Consider the following 17,211-nt stretch of genomic DNA (forward strand, 5'->3'; position numbering starts at 1 on the left):
TCCGCGACCTGCCCGACGGGCTCCTCCTCGATGACCGTGTACCAGAGGACGGTCTGCCACCGTTCGGGCAGCGACCGGAAGGCGCGGACGAGCGCGTCGAGCTCGTCGACGTCGGGCGGCTCGTCCCCGGAGTCCGAGGCCCACTCGGCGACCTCGTCGGTCACGACGGTGCGGCGGGCGCCGCGGGCCCAGTCGGTGGCCGTGTTCCGCACGACGGTGTAGAGGTAGGGCCTGCACGCGTCGCGGGGGCCGCCGCCCTGGCGCATCGCCGCGAACGTGCGGGTGAACGCCTCGCTCGTCAGGTCCTCGGCGAGGTGCTGGTCGCGGACCAGCCCGCGCGCGTACCGCAGCACCGCCGTGTGGTGCCGCCGGAACAGCTCGTCGGAGGCCTCGTCGTCGCCCTGCGCGGCGGCCGCCAGAAGGTCGGCGTCCGGCCGCGTCCCCACGCCCGCTACCACCACGCCATCCAACCCAAGGCCCGCATCTCACCACAACCTTCGGAGACCGCTTGCTCACCGCAGGAGTAGACGCCCGACCCGCGCCCGTATTACGGGGAATTAGGGGCAATCTTAAAAAGACAGGCATGTTCTCCAGTGTTAGGGTCACCGCATGATCCTGGACTCGTCCCGCTGGACGGCGACCCTCGCCGGACGGCGCGTGCTGATCACCGGAGCGGCGCGGGGCATCGGGGCGGCGCTCGCCGCCCGGCTGCACGAGCGCGGCGCGCGCGTGGCGCTCGCCGGCCTGGAGCCCGACCTCCTCTCGGACGTCGCCGGCGGGTGCGGGACGGCCCCCTGGTGGACGTGCGACGTCACCGACCGCGGCACGGTCGAGGACGTGGTCGAGAGCGCCGTCCGAGAACTGGGCGGCCTGGACGTGGTCGTCGCCAACGCGGGCGTCGCCGCGCAGATGCCGGTCATAGGCGGCGACCCGTCCGTCATGGAGCAAAGCCTGCGGGTGAACGTGCTGGGCGTCTACAACACGCTCCGCGCCGCCGGACCCCACCTCAGCCATGAACGCGGTTACGCACTGGCCGTGTCGTCCCTGGCCGCCGCCGTCAACGCGCCCCTGCTGGGCGCCTACAGCGCGTCCAAGGCCGCCGTGGAGGCGCTGGGCAACACGCTGCGGGCCGAACTGCGCCCGTGGGGCGGGAAGGCCGGGGTCGCGTACTTCGCCGAGCTCGACACCGACATGACGCGCCGCGGCTTCGGCACCGAGGCCGCGTCCGCCCTGATGGACGCGTCGCCCCGGACCGGTCTCGCCTTCGGCGTCGCGCCGCTGAAGGTCGGGATCGACGCGCTGGAGCGCGGGATCGCCCGCCGGTCCAGGCGGATCGTCGCCCCCTGGTGGGTGGGCGCCGTCCTGCCGGTCCGGATGGCCGTGCAGCCGGTCGCCGACCACCTCGTCCAGCGCGGGCTGCGCGACATCCTGGAGATCGCCAGGAACGAGCGGGTGGAGCTGACGACGCCGCAGCCGGACCCCGATCGGTGACGGCCCCCCGCGCCACTCCCGGCGGCGTCCGCGAGGTGGGAGTGGTCAACTGGCTCGCCTGCCGCGCCGCGGGCCGGGCCGCCGGGACCGGGCCGCCCAACCTGTTCCTGACCCTGGCGCGCCGCCGCGGGCTGTTCCGCGGCTGGCTGTGGTTCGCCGGACGGCTCATGCCCGGCGGCACCCTCCCGCGCCGGGAGACCGAACTGGTGATCCTGCGCGTCGCCCATCTGCGCGACTGCCAGTACGAGTTCGGCCACCATGTCCGGCTCGCGCGCCGCGCGGGCGTGCGCGAGCCGGACGTGGTGCGCCTCAAGGCCGGCCCGGACGCCGCCGGGTGGACGCCTCGCGAGCGGGCCGTCCTCACCGCCGTCGACCGCCTCCACGCCGAGCGGGACCTCGACGACGAGACCTGGACGCGGCTGCGCACCCACCTCACCGAGGGCGAGTGCGTCGAGCTGACCATGCTCGCCGCCCACTACGAGATGCTCGCGACCGTGATCACCGCGCTGCGCGTCCAGCCCGACCGGCCCCGCCGCCCCGCCGAAGGCCGCTGACCGGCACGTCCGAGGAGGTCCCCCCTTGCGCATCCGAGTCCTCGCGATCACTTTGACCCTCGCCACGGCCTCCACGGGACTCGCCGTCCCCGCCCACGCCGCCGGACGGGCCGCCGGAGGAGCGGTCCGCTTCACCGACTCCGGCGGCATCCACGTCGTGAACGTGCGGCGCGTCGACGACCGCCAGTACGCGGTGCGCGTCAGCACGGCCGCGCTGGGGCGGGCCGTGGACGTGCGCGTCCTGCTGCCGACCGGCTACGACCGGCGCCCCGGCGCCCGCTTCCCCGTCCTCTACCTGTTCCACGGGACGTCCGGACGCGCCTCCGACTGGGTCGAGCGCGGCGGCGCCGAGAAGACCACCGCCGGACGGCCGCTGATCACCGTCATGCCGGACGGGGGCTTCGACGGCGACGGCGGCGGCTGGTACACCGACTGGGCCGACCCGCGCACCGAGCTCGGACCGTCCAGGTGGGAGACCTTCCACGTCGCCCAGCTCATCCCCTGGATCGACCGGTCCCTGCGCACCGTGCCCCACAGGGAGGGGCGGGCCGTCGCGGGCCTGTCGCAGGGCGGCTTCGGGGCGATGAGCTACGCCGCCCGCCACCCCGAGCTGTTCGTGTCCGCCGCCTCGTTCTCGGGCGCGCCCGACATCGCCTACGACCCGGTCGTCTCCGTCGGCGCGGCCGGAGTCGTCTCCTACGTCGCGGCCGTCGGAGACGGCGTGCACCCCGACGCGATCTTCGGTTCCCGGCTGGCGGACGCGACCAACTGGCGCGGCCACGACCCCGCGACCCTCGCGCCCAACCTGCGCGGGATGCGGCTCGCGCTCCACACGGCCACCGGCGTCCCGGGGCCGCTCGACCCGCCCGTCCCGGACCCGGCCGCGATCGGCATCGAGGCCCTCACGCACGCCTCGACCGCCAGCTTCCACCGGCGGCTGGAAGCGTTGGAGATCCCCAGCCACTACGACGACCGCCTGCTCGGCACCCACACCTTCCCGTACTGGGCCCGCGATCTGCGGCGGCACATCGGCCCGCTGATGCGGACGTTCGCCGCCCCGCCGCGCCCGCCCGCGAAGATCTCCTACCGGTCGGTCGACCCGGCCTGGACGCAGTGGGGCTGGACGGTCTCGCTCAAGCGGCCGGAGGCCCGGCAGTTCAGCGCGCTGACGGACGCCTCCGCGACGGGTTTCGCCCTGCGCGCCGCCGGGACCGCCACCGTCACGACCCCCGCGTCCTACCGTCCCGGCGCCCGCGTCGTCATCGACGTGGCGCGCGGGAGGACGCACAAGGTCATCAGGACCGCCGCCGGGCCGTCCGGGCGGCTCACCGTCACCCTCCCGCCCGCGCGCCGCGCCGCGACCACGCTGGTGCGGATCAGCCGTCCATGACGCCCGAGCGCAGCAGGAGCCGCACGTGCTCGATGACCGGGGCCCTGATCGCGCGCAGCGCCTCCATGTCGCCCGCCGCCACGGCCGGAGTCACCATCGAACTCACCGCCGCCACGACGACCTCGCACGCGAACCGGCCGCTGTCGCTCGTCACGCCCATGAGGTCGGCGAGGCTCGCCGCCAGGTCGCGCTGGACGCGCGTCCGCCGCCGGACGGCCTCCGGGCCCGCCGCGAACACCTCCACCAGGAACAGCCGCGCGTACGCGGGTTCGGCCGCGAGCGCCTCCAGGTAGGCGGTGAAGACGCGCTCGAACCGTTCGGCCGCGTCGCCCTGCGCCGTCCCCTGTCCGGCCGCGTCGGCCTCGCCCTGCGCCGTCCCCTCCCCGGCCGCGTCGGCCTCGCCCTGCATCGCCGCCTCCAACTGGAGGAACAGCAGCAGGCCCGCCTGGTCGAAGGCGGCCATGAAGCAGTCGAGCTTGGACGAGAACAGCGCGTAGAAGCTCTGCCGCGAGACCCGGGCCCGCTTCAGGACGTCCTCCACCGACGTGCCGACGTACCCTTTCTCCGCCATCGCCTGCGCCATGGCGCCGCACAGCCGGTCTCGGTGCACCCGCTCGACCTCCGCGCGCGACAGCGCGTGACGCCCCCTCGGCAGGCGGCGCGGTGTGGGCCCGGGCTCGGACGTCTGCATCCGCTCAGGTTAGGGCACGGCCGCTTCCCTGCCCGGGCCATCCCGTAACGGGCGATGAGACCGGTGTGACGGCATTCACCCGGTGGTCCGTACACTGGGCGAACGGGATCGGGGCCGCTCCCCGGGAAGGATCACCCCTGGTCCCGCGTTTCGGCGCGCCGTGACCCTGCCTTCACGTACGCGGTGGGACGTACGTCACACTAGGCAAGTAGGTGTTCGAGGAGGAATAGCGTGACCGATCGCGACGTGGACGTTCTGAGCAGGGCCCCGCTCTTCGAGGCTCTCGACGAGCAGGGTGCCAAGGCGCTGCGCGCCAACGTGACCGAGGTGCGTCTCGCCCGCGGACAGACGCTGTTCAACGAGGGCGAGACCGGGGACCGGCTCTACGTCGTCCTCGAAGGAAAGATCAAGCTCACCCGGACGGCGCCGGACGGGCGCGAGAACCTGCTGAGCGTGCTCGGCCCGAGCGAGATGTTCGGCGAGCTGTCGCTGTTCGACCCCCGCCCCCGCACCGCGAGCGCCATCGCGGTGACCGAGTGCCGCCTCGCCGGGCTCGGGCACGACGATCTTCGGCCCTGGCTCACCGGCCACCCCGAGGTCGCCGTGCAGCTGCTCCGCGCGCTCGCGCAGCGGCTCCGCAAGACCAACGACGTGATGGCCGACCTGGTCTTCACCGACGTGCCCGGCCGCGTCGCCAAGGCGCTGCTCGACCTCGCGGAGCGCTTCGGCCAGCCGTCGGAGGCGGGCCTGCACGTCCACCACGACCTCACCCAGGAGGAACTGGCGCAGCTCGTCGGCGCGTCCCGCGAGACGGTCAACAAGGCCCTCGCCGACTTCGCCCAGCGCAACTGGCTGCGCATCGAGGCCCGCGCCGTCGTGATCCTCGACATCGAGCGCCTCCGCAAGCGCTCGAAGTAGGCGCGGGGGTCAGACGGCCCCGCGCTCGGCGAGGTAGTCGAGCTGGGACTGGACCGACCACTCGGCCGCGGGCCACAGCGACCTGTCGACGTCGGCGTAGACGCGCTCGACGACCTCCCGCGCCGTGCGGGCGCCCGCCGCGACGGCGGCCTCGACCTGGGCGAGGCGCTCGCGGCGGTGGTCGATGTAGTGGTCGAGGACGGCGACGGGGTCGTCCAGCTTGGGCCCGTGACCGGGGAGGATCGTCGCGGCCCCCCGGTCGGCGGAGAACCGGCGGAGCCGGTCGAGCGACCCGAGGTAGTCGCCGAGGCTCCCCTCCAGCACGGTCGTCCCGTACCCGAGGACGGTGTCGCCGGTGAGGACGGCGCCGTCGGCCGGAAGCCAGAACGTCAGCGAGTCGTCGCTGTGCCCCGGCGTCTCCATGATCCGCAGCTCCAGACCGCCCGTGGTGACGACGTCGCCCTCCGCGAGGCCCTCGTCGCCGAGCCGGTGCCGGGGGTCCAGCGCCCGCACCTTGACCCCGCCGCCCGCCATCTTCGCGAACTTCCCGGCGCCCGCCGAGTGGTCGGGGTGCCCGTGCGTGAGCAGGACGAGACCGACCCGCCGCCCCTGCGCCTCCACCGTCTCCAGGACGCGGCGCAGGTGCACGCCGTCCTTCGGCCCGGGGTCGACGACGACGGCCTCGGCGGCACCGGGCTCGGCGATGATCCAGGTGTTGGTGCCGTCCAGGGTCATGGCGGACGGGTTCGGGGCGAGCACGCAGGTCGCTCGCTCGGTACCCATCCCGTCGATCTCCGTCATGTCCCCCATCCTGCCCGAGGCGCGATCGGGGTGGCGGGCCGGGTTCCAGCCGAGGCGTTCCAGCCGCCGGAGCGCTGACGTGCCCGCCAGCCGCCACAGGACGGCCTGGCCGCGGGGCACCCGGCGGGCCATCTCCTCAGCCCTGCGGGTAGTGCCGCGCGACGCCCTCGGGCAGGACGAGGTAGGCGTCGCCGTCGATGATCTCGGCGACCGGCTCCTGCACGACGATCTCGCGCCGCGCGGCGAGCACGTCGGCCACCGTGGCGTACCCGGCGAGCTCCGCCAGCGTCGCGACGGTCGGCGGCAGCATCGTCCACTCGCCGCGCGCGGCCCGCTCGGCCGCCTCCGCCGGGCTCACCCAGGCGACCTGGTCGGCCTCGGTGCTGACGTCCCTGGCCCGCTGCCCCGCCGGCATCGCGGCGACGAAGAACCGGGTGTCGTAGCGCCTGCGCTCGATCTTCGGGGTGATCCAGTGCGCCCACGGGCGCAGCAGGTCGGAGCGCAGCACGAGGCCCCGCCGGTCGAGGAACCCCCCGAACGACTGGGAGCGGTCCAGCAGCGCCTGCCGGTCCGCCTCCCAGTCGTCGCCGCGCGTGTCGTCCACGACCGTCTCCCCGGTCGGGCCGGCGAGCAGCACGAGCGTCTCCTCGAACGTCTCCCGGACCGCCGCGCAGACCAGCTCGCGGGCCAGCGTCTCGTCGGCGCCGAACGCCCGGCCCCACTCGGCGGGGGACGGCCCGGACCACGCCAGCGCCGCCTCCCCGTCGCGCGGGTCGACCGAGCCGCCGGGGAACACGTAGGCGCCGGGCGCGAACGCCATCGACCGGACGCGGCGCAGCATGAACGCCTGGAGCCCGTGCTCGTCGTGGTCGCGCAGCACGACCACGGTCGCCGCGTCCTTGGCGGGCGCCGGCTCGGCCCGGCCTTCCAGGATGTCCTCGACCTGCCCCCGGAACGACTCGGGCAGCTTGAGTCCGTTGGTGATCCCCATGGCGAGCCATTCGGACATACCGAACGGCATTCCGTCAAGCCCGGAGGCTCACCCCACCTCGGCGATCAGCTCCACCTCGACCGGCACGTCCCGCGGCAGGACGGCGACGCCGACGGCGCTGCGCGCGTGCTTGCCCGCGTCCCCGAACACCTCGGCCAGCAGGTCGCTCGCCCCGTTGATCACCTGCGGCTGGCCGTGGAAGTCCGGCGCGCTGGCGACGAACCCGACGACCTTCACGATCCGCACGATCCGCGACAGCTCGCCGACCTCGGCCTTCAGCGCCGCGATCGCGTTCAGCGCGCAGATCCGCGCCTGGCGGGTCGCCTCCTCGGCGCTGACCTCCGCGCCCACCTTCCCGGTGGCGCCCAGCTCGCCCTTGACCAGGGGGATCTGGCCCGCGGTGTAGACGAGCGACCCCGTCCGCGCCGTCGGCACGTAGGACGCGACCGGCGGGACGACCTCCGGCAGCTCGATGCCGAGCTCGCGGATCCGCTCTTCAGGCGTGCTCATCGCCATTCCTCCTCGTTGAGGTCCTTACGACGGGGCTGTTCCGGCAGGGCGCCGCTACTCGATCTCGCGCTTGAAGTAGGCGACGAGGTTCTCGGGGTTCGGCCCCGGCATGACGGTGACGAGCTCCCACCCGTCCTGGCCCCAGTTGTCGAGGATCTGCTTGGTCGCGTGCACCAGCAGCGGAACGGTCGCGTACTCCCACTTCTTCATGGCCCTCACCCTAGCGATCGCCTTACCCGGACCCCGCTCGAACCCGCTGTTCACAGAACGCCCCTGAGCGGGCTGCCGGTCACCCTGAGGCCGCGTCGCAGACCTCACCCACCCCCCGCCGCCACCTGGTCCTGATCCCCCCGCCCCGGTGTGCTGACGGGCGGGCGCGGGGACGGTCAGCCGGTGGTGCGGGGTTGGTCAGGGTCGGTCGCGAATCTCTTGTTCGACGGCAACGACGAACGGAGAGAACGATGAGCAAGAGCGTGCTGATCTCGGGTGCGAGCATCGCGGGACCGTCCCTGGCCTACTGGCTGGCGCGGTACGGGTACGACGTCACCGTCGTGGAGCGGGCGGAGGCGATCCGGCCGGGCGGGCAGGCCGTCGACTTCCGCGGCGAGGTGCACATGCAGGTGCTGGAGAAGATGGGCGTCCTGGACGAGATCCGGCGGAGGCAGACCCACGGCGGCGCGCTCGACCTCATCGACGCCGAAGGACGGACGCGGGTCGCCCTGCCCGACTCGTTCACCGGCGGGGACGTGGAGATCCACCGGGGCGACCTCGCCGAACTCCTGTACGAGCTGACCCGGGACTCCGCCAGGTACGTCTTCGGCGACTCGATCGCGTCCATGGCCGAGACGGCCGACGGCGTCCACGTCACCTTCGAGCGCGGGGCTCCGCGCACGTTCGATCTGGTCGTCGGCGCGGACGGGCTGCACTCGAACGTCCGGCGGCTCGCGTTCGGCGACGAGTCCCGGTTCGTCCGGGACTCGGGCTACCACGTCGCGATCTTCGAGGCGCCGAACCGGCTCGGTGTCGGCACCGGCAAGCTCTACAGCGAGGTGGGGCGCGGCGTGTCGGTGTACCCGACCCGCGGCGGAACCGGCGCGAACGTCATGTGCGTCTTCGCCGACGACGAGCTGGAGCCGCACCGCCGCGACCAGGAGGCCCAGAAGCGGGCGCTGGCCGAGAAGTTCGCCGGCATGGGCTGGCACACCGGCGCCCTGATGCGCGACATGTGGGCCGCCCCGTACTTCTACTGCGACTCGATCAGCATCGTCCGGATGGACGCCTGGACGAAGGGGCGGGTCGCCCTGCTCGGCGACGCCGGCTACGGCGCCACCTGCGGCGGGATGGGGACGGGCCTCGCGGTCGTGTGCGCCTACGTCCTCGCGGGCGAACTGGCCGCAGCGGACGGCGACCACCGCGCCGCGTTCCCCGCCTACGAGGAGCGCATCAAGAAGTTCACGACGGCGTGCCAGCGGGTCGCGGGCGGGGTCGGGCCGTTCTTCGCCCCGAAGAACGAGCGCGCGCTGCGCCGCCGCACGACGGTCTACCGACTGCTGACCGCGCGCCCGTTCATCAAGCTCCTCGACAAGCTGACCACGCAGGCGGCCACGGCGATCAAGCTGCGGGAGTACCCGGAGCCGCGCCGGACGCCTCACACCGTGTGATCGGGCTCCCCGCCGCGCTCAGGGGTCCCGTCGTACCGCTCGCGCGACGCGTTGATCTCGTCGATGTGGCGGCCGGCCCACTCCTTGATGGAGGTGAGCAGCGGAACGATCCGTTCGCCCAGCAGGGTCAGGGTGTACTCGACCTGGACGGGCACGGACGGGGTCACGCTGCGCGCCACGAGACCGTCCCGCTCCAGGGAGCGGAGCGTCTGCGTGAGCATCTTGGCGCTGACGCCCGGGAGCGCTCTGCCGATCTCGGCGTACCTGCGCGCGCCGCGCGCCAGATCAGTGAGGACCAGCATGCTCCACTTGTTGCCGATGATCCCCATCAGCTGATGAGTGGGACATCCGTCCATGTAGGCGTCGAACGCCGCCTTCTCCTGCTCGCGACGCTCCGCCGCCGTCATCGTGGCCATGCCGCGGGCTCACCTCCGGGTACCGAACGCACTCCGAAGTAACTTCTTCCGGCCCGCGGCTGTTCCGGCGACAGTTGCCGGTGCGGGGTTCCCCGCACACCCACCCACTTCGGACAGAAAGTTCTGCCATGCGCGCGATCATCGTGAGGACACCCGGCGGGCCGGACGCGCTGGAGCTCGCCGACGTTCCCGTGCCCGTCCCGGGGCCCGGCCAGGTGCGGATCCGGGTGGCGGCCGCGGCGGTCAACCCGGTCGACGCCGCGACCCGCTCGGGAGCGTTGGCCGACGCTGGGCTCATGCCGCCGTTCGGTTCGCGGCCCGCGGTCGGCATCGGCTGGGACGTCGCAGGCACCGTCGACGCGATCGGGGAGGGCGTGACCCGGATCGCCGCCGGCGACGAGGTCATCGGCCTGAAGGACCGGCTCGACGTGCCGCTGGGCGCCTACGCGGACGCGATCGTCCTGGACGCGGACGCCGTCGCGCCCGCGCCGCGGTCGGTCACGGCCCCTGAGGCGGCGACCATCCCGCTGAACGGACTGACAGCCCTGCAGGCCCTCGACCTCCTCGCTCTGCCTTCGGGTGCCACGCTGCTCGTCACAGGAGCCGCGGGCGCCGTCGGCGGCTACGCCGTGGAGCTGGCGGCCCACCGCGGCCTGCGCGTCGTCGCCACGGCCTCCGCGTCCGACGAGACTCTGGTGCGCGGTTTCGGCGCGGACATGTTCGTTCCGCGCGGCGCGCACCTGGGGGACGCCGTCCGCGCGCTCGTACCGGGCGGTGTGGACGGCGCCCTGGACGCCGCCCTCCTCTCGGTCGCGGCCCTCGACGCCGTCCGGAACGGCGGGACGTTCGCAGCGGTCAACGGCGGTCCGGCCACCCCGCTCCCGCTGCGCGGGATCACCGTCCACAACGTGTGGATACGCGCGGACGCCGCACAGCTGGGCATGCTCGCCGCACTCACGGACGAGGGCGGCCTCACCCCCCGCGTCGCCGACACCCTGCCCCTCACCGAGGCCCCCAAGGCCCACACACGCCTGGAAGCAGGCGCCCTACGCGGCCGCCTGGTCCTCACCCCGTAGAACCCTCCACTGGCTTTTAGGCCGTTGGGCTGTTCGGGGGGTCGGCGGGGTGTTCGGCGCGGAGCATGATGCGGCGGAGGAGGTCCGAGAGGGTGCGGCGCTCGGCGGGGTCGAGGGCGGCGAGCAGGCGGGTCTCCTCGACTCCGAGGCCGTCCATCGCGTCGCGCCAGGCGGAGCGTCCGGCGGGGGTGAGCTCGACGACGACCCGGCGGCGGTCGGTCGCGGACGGGGACCGGCGGACGAAGCCGCGGCGCTCCAGCGCGTCCAGCCGGCCGGTGATCGAGTTCGGGGGCATGGCGAGGTCGGCGGCGAGGAGGGAGGGGGCCGCGGTGCCGTGCCGGCCGGCGAGCGCGTGCAGCGTGTCGAACTCGTGCCGCTGCAGGCCGGAGGCGGCGAGGAGCTCCTCCTTCATCCGCCGGATGTGCTTGACGAAGAAGATCATTCGAGTCACGGCGCCCTCGATGTCGGGATCGAGGTCGGGCACGATCGGCGCCCACCGCTCCACGTGCTCGTCGGTCCGGTCCCTGTCTCCCATGCGGGGATCGTAGTCGTTTGCTTGGTTCGGCGGAGAATAATTCGTTGCCGATTAGTTCGTTAACGAACTACATTGTCCGGCCATGACCCACCCCCTGCGCGGCCGGGACTTCCGGCTGCTGTTCGCCGCCCGCGTCCTGTCCCTCACCGGGGACGCCGCCGTCCCCGCCGCGCTCGCCCTCGCCGTCCTGCGGGCCACGGGCTCCACGTCCGCGCTCGCCCTCGTGCTCGGCTGCGCGATGGTGCCGCGCCTGCTCCTGCTGCCCCTCGGCGGCGTGCTCGCCGACCGCCTCGACGCACGGGGCGTCGCCCTCACGACCGACCTCGCCGGCGCCGCGGCGCAGCTGCTCGCGGCGCTGGAACTCCTGAGCGGCGAGCCGAGCCTGTGGCACCTCGCCGCCGCCCAGGTGATCGGCGGCGCGGCCTCGGCCTTCCAGACGCCGACCGTCACGCCCCTGATCGCCGGCACCGTCGAGCCGTCCGGGCTCCAGAAGGCCAACTCGCTGATGGGCGTCGCCAACGGCGCCACCCGCCTCGCCGGGCCCGCCCTCGCCGGCACGTTCGTGCTGACCGTCGGCCCCGGCTGGACGTTCCTCCTGGACTCGGCGTCGTTCGCCGCGAGCGCGGCGCTCCTCGCCCTGGCGCGCGTCCGGCACGTCCCCATCCCGCGGCGCTCCCTGCGGGCCGACCTGGCGGAGGGCTGGTCGGAGGTCCGCTCGCGCGACTGGTACTGGACGAGCCTGATCGCGCACGGCGTCTGGAACGGCACGTCCGCCGTCCTGCTCACCCTCGGCCCCGCCCTCGCCGTCGAGCGGCTCGGCGGCGAGGGGGTGTGGATCGCGACCGTCCAGGTGGGCGCCGCCGGGCTCCTCGCCGGGGCGCTGCTGGCCGCCCGCTTCCGTCCGAGCCGTCCCGTCCTCGTCGCGAACGCGGGCCTGGCCGCGCTGGCACTGCCCCTGGCGCTGTTCGCGGCCGCCGCGCCCGCGCCGCTGCTCATCGCGACGTACGGGCTGGCGCTCACCGGCCTCGGCGTCCTCAACCCCACCTGGGAGACCGTCGTGCAGATGACCATCCCGCCGCACGCGCTGGCCCGGGTGACGTCCTACGACTGGCTGCTGTCGCTGGCCGCGGCGCCCCTCGGCTACGCGCTCGCTCCGTGGGCCGCCTCGGCCTGGGGACCCTCCGTCCCGCTGTGGACGGCGGCCGCGCTGGTCGGCGTCGCCTGCCTGGGCACGGCCGCAGTGCCGGGCGTCCGGCGCCTGACCATGCCCGAGATCTCGCCGGACGCCGTGACCGCCTCGCCCCAGGCTCGGTGACACCCCGCGGGTCAGCGGGGTGTCTGCTGCTCCGGGGTCTCCTCCTTGCCTCCGCCGATGCCGCGCGGCTGCTCGTCCTGCGGCGCGGCGACCTCGGACCCGCGGCGCTTGGGCTCGTCCAGCCCGATGACCGGCGGGACCTCCTCGGCCGACTCCAGCGACGACGTCTGCTCGGCCGCCCTGGCCAGCTCCTCCTCGGCCTTGGCGAGCCGCTCGCCGAGGTCGGGCCTGGCCTCGCCGCCGTCCTCGGAGCGCGAGGCCGCGCCGCCCGCGGCGCGCTCGAAGAACCGCAGGACCTCCACCGGCAGCGGCATGACCAGCGTGCTGTTCTTCTCGGCGGACACCTCCACGACCGTCTGCAGCAGGCGCAGCTGCAGGGCCGCCGGGTCCTGCGACATGATCTCCGCGGCGGCGGCGAGGCGCTTGGACGCCTGGAACTCGCCGTCCGCGGTGATGATGCGGGCGCGGCGCTCCCGCTCCGCCTCCGCCTGCCGGGCCATCGACCGCTTCATGCCCTCCGGCAGCGACACGTCCTTGATCTCGACCCGCTCGATCAGGATGCCCCACGGCCCCTCGGTGATCTCGTCGATGATCGCCCGCAGCCGCATGTTGATCTTCTCGCGCTCGCCGAGCAGCTCCTGCATGTCGGCCTGCCCGATCACCGACCGCAGCGACGTCTGCGCCACCTGCGAGACCGCGTACCCGTAGTTGTGCACGTTCACGATCGCCTTCACCGGGTCGATCACCCGGAAGTAGACGACCGCGTCGACGCGGACGCTCACGTTGTCCTGGGTGATCCCGTCCTGGCCGGGCACCCCCATCGTGATCGTCTGCCGGCTGACCTTCTGCATCCGCTCGGCGATCGGGACGATCACCGTCAGGCCGGGCGTGCGCACCGCGCCGGGCCGCAGCTGCCCGTTCCGCTGGACCTGACCGAACCTGAACACGATCCCGTGCTCGAACTGCTGCACGATCCTGATCGACGACGACAGGACGATCAGCCCGACGACGACGAGGACGAGCACGATGATCAGGGCCACCGCTTCCATCACGGCACCTCTTTCGCATGAGGGCCCGGGCCCCGGGAGGCGCCCCCGGAGCTCCGGCGGGCGTCCGGACCGGTCAGGGTCCGGACGGAACCGTCCATAGCACGGCTCACGTTTTCAAGCTAACCGCGCGGGCAGGCCGAATGACAGCGTCGGGCGGGGGGAACCGTGTCAGGGATCACTTGCATGAGGGCGACCGCCCTCTCAAGTGTTTGACGAGTGAACGATATGGTCGATCGGGTGAGCGCGAGAGACACCGACTGGGACGGCGTACGCCTCCATGTGGTCACCGGCAAGGGCGGCACGGGAAAGACGACCGTCGCCGCCGCCCTCGCCCTTGCCCTGGCCGCCGGCGGCCGCAAGGTCCTGCTCGTCGAGGTCGAGGGCCGCCAGGGCATCGCCCAGCTCTTCGACTGCCCGCCGCTGCCCTACGAGGAGCGCCGCGTCGCCGTCGCCCCGGACGGCGGGGACGTCCACGCGCTCGCCATCGACACCGAAGAGGCGCTCATCGAGTACCTCGAGATGTTCTACAACCTCAAGCGCGCCGGGAAGGCGATGACCAAGCTCGGCATCGTCGACTTCGTCACCACCATCGCCCCCGGCCTGCGCGACGTCATCCTCACCGGCAAGACGTCCGAGTCGGTGCGCCGCAGGAAGAAGGACGGCTCGTTCGTCTACGACGCCGTCGTGATGGACGCCCCGCCCACCGGCCGCATCACGAAGTTCCTGAACGTCAACGACGAGGTCTCCGGCCTCGCCAAGGTCGGCCCCGTCCGCAACCACGCCGACACCGTGATGAAGGTCGTCCGCAGCCCCGAGACCGCCGTCCACTTCGTCACGCTCCTGGAGGAGATGCCCGTCCAGGAGACGATGGACGGCATCCGCGACCTCACCGCGGTCGGGCTCCCGGTCGGCGGGGTGATCATCAACATGGAGCACCAGCCCGTCCTCGGCGAGGACGACCTCGCCGTCGCCGCCGCCGGGGCCCTGGACACCGACGAGATCGTCCGCGGCGTGAAGGCCGCCGGCCTGGAGCACGACGCCGAGTCGATCGCCGCTGTCCTCGCCGAGGAGGCCGCCGACCACGCCCGCCGCACCGCCCTCCAGCGCCGCGAGAAGGAGCGCCTGGACTCGGTCGACCGGCCCCGCTACACCCTCCCCCTGCTCTCCGACGGCATGGACCTGGCCGGCCTCTACGACCTGGCCGCCGCCCTCCGCGACCAGGGCGCCGCATGACCGCGCCCGTCCACGGCCGCGGCGTCTCCTGGGTGAGGCTGACCCCCCGCGTCGGCGGGGACCGACCGGCAGAGGTGAACCGATGAGCCAGACCAGCAAGACCCCACCGGTGCTCGACGTCGACGGGCTGCTCGACGACCCGCGCACGAAGATCATCGTGTGCTGCGGGTCGGGCGGGGTCGGCAAGACCACCACGGCCGCCGCGCTCGGCGTCCGCGCCGCCGAGCGGGGCCGGGACGTCGTGGTCCTCACCGTCGACCCGGCGCGCCGCCTCGCGCAGTCGATGGGCCTGTCCGAGCTCGACAACAACCCGCGCCGGATCGACATCGACGGCGACGGCGAGCTGCACGCCATGATGCTCGACATGAAGCGGACCTTCGACGAGATCGTCGAGGCGCACGCCGACCCCGACCGGGCCAAGCAGATCCTCGCCAACCCCTTCTACCAGTCGCTGTCGTCCAGCCTGTCGGGCACGCAGGAGTACATGGCGATGGAGAAGCTCGGGCAGCTGCACCGCTCCGGCGCCTGGGACCTGATCATCGTCGACACCCCGCCGTCCCGGAACGCGCTCGACTTCCTGGACGCCCCCGAGCGCATGGGCCGGTTCCTCGACGGCCGCTTCATGAAGCTCCTCGCCGCCCCGGCCAAGACCGGCGGCCGCTTCGGCGTCAAGGTGATCAGCGCCGGGTTCGGCGTGTTCACCGGCGTCATCAACAAGGTCCTCGGCGTCCAGCTGCTGCGCGACGTGCAGACGTTCGTCGCCGCCTTCGACACCATGTTCGGCGGTTTCCGGGAGCGCGCCGAGAAGACGTTCAAGCTCCTGCAGACCCCGGGCACCGCGTTCCTCGTCGTCGCCGCGCCCGAGCCCGACGCCCTGCGGGAGGCGTCCTACTTCGTCGAGCGCCTCGCCGAGGAGCGGATGCCGCTCGCCGGCCTCGTGGTCAACCGCGTCCACGAGTCCGCCGACGACGTCCTGTCCGCGGCCCGCAGCCAGGCCGCCGCCGAGACGCTGGACGAGCGCGGGGAGCACACGCTGACCGCCGCCCTGCTGCGCCTGCACACCGACCGCCTGCAGCTCGCGGCCCGCGAGGAGCGCCTCCGCGACCACTTCGCGTCCACGCATCCGACCGTGCCGGTCACGGCCGTCCCGGCGCAGGCGGAGGACGTCCACGACCTCGACGGCCTGCGCCAGGTGGGCGAGGACCTCGCCGCCCCCGCCGCGTCCCCCACCGCCGCCTGACGTCACGGGGATCCTGGCCGGTCGTTCGTGGATTCCGAGGCCTTCACCGGCCTCGGATTCCGACTCTCACGGTCGATCCGGAACGGCAGCGATCCGGCCTGGTCCGCGCCGCGCACCGATCCCGGAGAAGCGCATCTTCCCGGATCGGCACCACCGGAAACTGCACGCGGGACAGACCCGGACGATCGCCCTCTCCGCGCCCTGATCAGCGAAAACAGCCTTTATGGGCATGCCGGTAGGCCCGTACCCAAAAGGTGGTACGGGCCTATCGGCCACGCTTCATTTGGACCGTGTCGGTCCTTGGACCGCTGCCGCACGGGCCCCGGGGACCCGTCGAACTCAGCTCGCGACGAGTTCTTCCTCGTCGACCTCCGCCGACCGCTCGTACTCTTCCTTCGCGGTCTCCAGCAGCTCGCGCCACGAGCGCACATCCGGCCGCCGCCGCAGCAGCGCACGGCGCTCCCGCTCGGTCATCCCGCCCCACACACCGAACTCGATCCGGTTGTCGAGAGCGTCGGCGAGACACTCCGTGCGCACCGGGCAGCCGCGGCAGATGAGCTTGGCTCGGTTCTGCGCCGCACCCTGCACGAACAGAGCGTCCGGATCCGCGTTACGGCAGGCGGCGCGGGCGGTCCAATCCGTGATCCACATCTTGGCCCCACTCCCCTAGGGTCTGTGTCGATTTGCGCTCCTTGGCCGGACGGGCGCGGACGTCAGGCCGCCAAACGAAAGCCGTGGGGAAGAACTTACGGAAGCGAGGGACGTTTCAACAGCCCCCGTTGGGCCCATTCTCGATATAGCCCACCGGGGCCATACCGCCGGAACGGACTAGTTACCTGTAGTTGACGCGCCAGACACTGCGCAGGTTGTCACGATGAGGGCATAACGGACGAAGATCCTGATCAGCCGGTCCGGAAAGCACGAACCCTGGGGGACCTGTCCCTAATGCACTGCTCGTCCCGCGTACCCTAGACCCCGTGCGCGTTGCGAAGAACGATCGGGCCCAGGCCGCCTCCACGCTGTTCAGGTTGCTAGGTGCCGGGGTGGTGGCGGGCCTCATCGTCGCGCTCATCGCGCTGCCCGCCGTCGGCAGCGCCGGGCTGACCGCCCGCGACGCCGCCAACAACTTCGAGGACATGGACAGCCAGCTCAAGACGACACCGCCGTCCGAGAAGACGGTGATGTACGACGGCAACGGCAAGCAGGTCGCCACGTTCTTCGACAAGTACCGCGAGTCCGTCCGGCTCGACCAGGTCGCCCCCATCATGCGGCAGGCCATGATCGACATCGAGGACTCGCGCTTCTACGAGCACGGCGCGCTCGACCTCAAGGGCACCATC

General features: G+C 72.9%; 20 protein-coding genes. 10 read left to right on the top strand and 10 right to left on the bottom strand.

Features of this window, described 5'->3' with window-relative positions; genetic code table 11:
- Positions 1-458: sigma-70 family RNA polymerase sigma factor (locus tag AB0K37_RS31700; protein WP_363987242.1), on the bottom strand; the 458-nt coding region annotated here is incomplete at its 3' end.
- Between the two features lie 151 nt (positions 459-609).
- Between AB0K37_RS31700 and AB0K37_RS31705 the strand changes: the two genes are divergently transcribed.
- Genes AB0K37_RS31705 through AB0K37_RS31715 form a run of 3 tightly spaced genes read left to right on the top strand, consistent with a single transcriptional unit; the run spans position 610 to position 3,435 of the window.
- The gene (locus AB0K37_RS31705; protein WP_363987244.1) at positions 610-1,491 is read left to right on the top strand and encodes an SDR family NAD(P)-dependent oxidoreductase; all 882 of its coding nucleotides are present in this window, start codon (positions 610-612) and stop codon (positions 1,489-1,491) included.
- The gene (locus tag AB0K37_RS31710; protein WP_363987246.1) at positions 1,488-2,045 is read left to right on the top strand and encodes a carboxymuconolactone decarboxylase family protein; all 558 of its coding nucleotides are present in this window, start codon (positions 1,488-1,490) and stop codon (positions 2,043-2,045) included. Before AB0K37_RS31705 ends, AB0K37_RS31710 begins: the two co-directional genes overlap by 4 nt.
- A gap of 25 nt (positions 2,046-2,070) precedes the next feature.
- Positions 2,071-3,435 (top strand): alpha/beta hydrolase family protein, encoded by a 1,365-nt coding sequence (locus AB0K37_RS31715; RefSeq protein ID WP_363987248.1) that lies wholly within the window; start codon positions 2,071-2,073, stop codon positions 3,433-3,435.
- Here the strand turns inward: AB0K37_RS31715 and AB0K37_RS31720 are convergent.
- Positions 3,422-4,126, bottom strand: coding sequence for a TetR/AcrR family transcriptional regulator (locus AB0K37_RS31720; protein ID WP_363987250.1), 705 nt, complete (start codon positions 4,124-4,126; stop codon positions 3,422-3,424). The genes AB0K37_RS31715 and AB0K37_RS31720 overlap by 14 nt on opposite strands.
- Before the next feature lie 231 nt (positions 4,127-4,357).
- Here AB0K37_RS31720 and AB0K37_RS31725 point away from each other — a divergent pair, with 231 nt between their 5' ends.
- Entirely contained in the window at positions 4,358-5,044 is a 687-nt protein-coding gene (locus tag AB0K37_RS31725; protein ID WP_067483689.1) for a Crp/Fnr family transcriptional regulator, read from the top strand.
- Positions 5,045-5,053: 9 nt separating this feature from the next.
- On the opposite strand, the gene AB0K37_RS31730 is transcribed toward AB0K37_RS31725, so the two are convergent.
- The 4 genes from AB0K37_RS31730 to AB0K37_RS31745 are packed head-to-tail and all read right to left on the bottom strand — an operon-like array spanning position 5,054 to position 7,556.
- Positions 5,054-5,977, bottom strand: coding sequence for an MBL fold metallo-hydrolase (locus AB0K37_RS31730; protein ID WP_363987252.1), 924 nt, complete (start codon positions 5,975-5,977; stop codon positions 5,054-5,056).
- Positions 5,978-5,981: 4 nt separating this feature from the next.
- Positions 5,982-6,836, bottom strand: a complete 855-nt coding sequence (locus AB0K37_RS31735; protein WP_363987274.1) for an NUDIX hydrolase — start codon at positions 6,834-6,836, stop codon at positions 5,982-5,984.
- Between the two features lie 48 nt (positions 6,837-6,884).
- Positions 6,885-7,346 carry a RidA family protein gene (locus AB0K37_RS31740; protein ID WP_363987254.1) on the bottom strand — a complete coding sequence of 154 codons (462 nt, stop codon included), beginning with the start codon at positions 7,344-7,346 and terminating at the stop codon, positions 6,885-6,887.
- Between the two features lie 54 nt (positions 7,347-7,400).
- On the bottom strand, positions 7,401-7,556 hold the full coding sequence (locus AB0K37_RS31745) for a DUF4177 domain-containing protein (RefSeq protein ID WP_345178951.1): 156 nt from the start codon (positions 7,554-7,556) through the stop codon (positions 7,401-7,403).
- Between the two features lie 251 nt (positions 7,557-7,807).
- Between AB0K37_RS31745 and AB0K37_RS31750 the strand changes: the two genes are divergently transcribed.
- Positions 7,808-9,007, top strand: a complete 1,200-nt coding sequence (locus AB0K37_RS31750; RefSeq protein ID WP_363987256.1) for an FAD-dependent monooxygenase — start codon at positions 7,808-7,810, stop codon at positions 9,005-9,007.
- Here AB0K37_RS31750 and AB0K37_RS31755 read toward each other — a convergent pair.
- Positions 8,995-9,423: a helix-turn-helix domain-containing protein gene (locus tag AB0K37_RS31755; RefSeq protein WP_363987258.1), complete on the bottom strand. Its 429-nt coding sequence runs from the start codon at positions 9,421-9,423 to the stop codon at positions 8,995-8,997. The genes AB0K37_RS31750 and AB0K37_RS31755 overlap by 13 nt on opposite strands.
- A 128-nt stretch (positions 9,424-9,551) precedes the next feature.
- Here AB0K37_RS31755 and AB0K37_RS31760 point away from each other — a divergent pair, with 128 nt between their 5' ends.
- The gene (locus tag AB0K37_RS31760; protein ID WP_363987260.1) at positions 9,552-10,499 is read left to right on the top strand and encodes an NADP-dependent oxidoreductase; all 948 of its coding nucleotides are present in this window, start codon (positions 9,552-9,554) and stop codon (positions 10,497-10,499) included.
- A gap of 16 nt (positions 10,500-10,515) precedes the next feature.
- On the opposite strand, the gene AB0K37_RS31765 is transcribed toward AB0K37_RS31760, so the two are convergent.
- Positions 10,516-11,034 (bottom strand): MarR family transcriptional regulator, encoded by a 519-nt coding sequence (locus tag AB0K37_RS31765; RefSeq protein ID WP_363987262.1) that lies wholly within the window; start codon positions 11,032-11,034, stop codon positions 10,516-10,518.
- A gap of 82 nt (positions 11,035-11,116) precedes the next feature.
- On the opposite strand from AB0K37_RS31765, the gene AB0K37_RS31770 reads away from it, so the two are divergent.
- Positions 11,117-12,349 (top strand): MFS transporter, encoded by a 1,233-nt coding sequence (locus AB0K37_RS31770; protein WP_363987264.1) that lies wholly within the window; start codon positions 11,117-11,119, stop codon positions 12,347-12,349.
- Between the two features lie 11 nt (positions 12,350-12,360).
- On the opposite strand, the gene AB0K37_RS31775 is transcribed toward AB0K37_RS31770, so the two are convergent.
- Complete coding sequence (locus tag AB0K37_RS31775) at positions 12,361-13,398, bottom strand: slipin family protein (RefSeq protein WP_363987266.1); 1,038 nt, start codon at positions 13,396-13,398, stop codon at positions 12,361-12,363.
- A gap of 237 nt (positions 13,399-13,635) precedes the next feature.
- Here AB0K37_RS31775 and AB0K37_RS31780 point away from each other — a divergent pair, with 237 nt between their 5' ends.
- Together AB0K37_RS31780 and AB0K37_RS31785 are read left to right on the top strand one after the other, a co-directional pair.
- Positions 13,636-14,631 carry an ArsA-related P-loop ATPase gene (locus AB0K37_RS31780; RefSeq protein ID WP_363987268.1) on the top strand — a complete coding sequence of 332 codons (996 nt, stop codon included), beginning with the start codon at positions 13,636-13,638 and terminating at the stop codon, positions 14,629-14,631.
- An 82-nt stretch (positions 14,632-14,713) separates the two neighbouring features.
- Positions 14,714-15,871, top strand: a complete 1,158-nt coding sequence (locus tag AB0K37_RS31785; protein WP_363987270.1) for an ArsA family ATPase — start codon at positions 14,714-14,716, stop codon at positions 15,869-15,871.
- 339 nt (positions 15,872-16,210) lie between these two features.
- Here AB0K37_RS31785 and AB0K37_RS31790 read toward each other — a convergent pair whose 3' ends face one another.
- Positions 16,211-16,522 (bottom strand): WhiB family transcriptional regulator, encoded by a 312-nt coding sequence (locus tag AB0K37_RS31790; protein ID WP_185029424.1) that lies wholly within the window; start codon positions 16,520-16,522, stop codon positions 16,211-16,213.
- Between the two features lie 326 nt (positions 16,523-16,848).
- Here AB0K37_RS31790 and AB0K37_RS31795 point away from each other — a divergent pair.
- Positions 16,849-17,211, top strand: a 363-nt coding sequence (locus tag AB0K37_RS31795; RefSeq protein ID WP_363987272.1) for a transglycosylase domain-containing protein, incomplete at its 3' end; no start/stop codon positions are given.

Source organism: Actinomadura sp. NPDC049753 (assembly GCF_040674655.1).
GTDB lineage: Bacteria > Actinomycetota > Actinomycetes > Streptosporangiales > Streptosporangiaceae > Spirillospora > Spirillospora verrucosospora.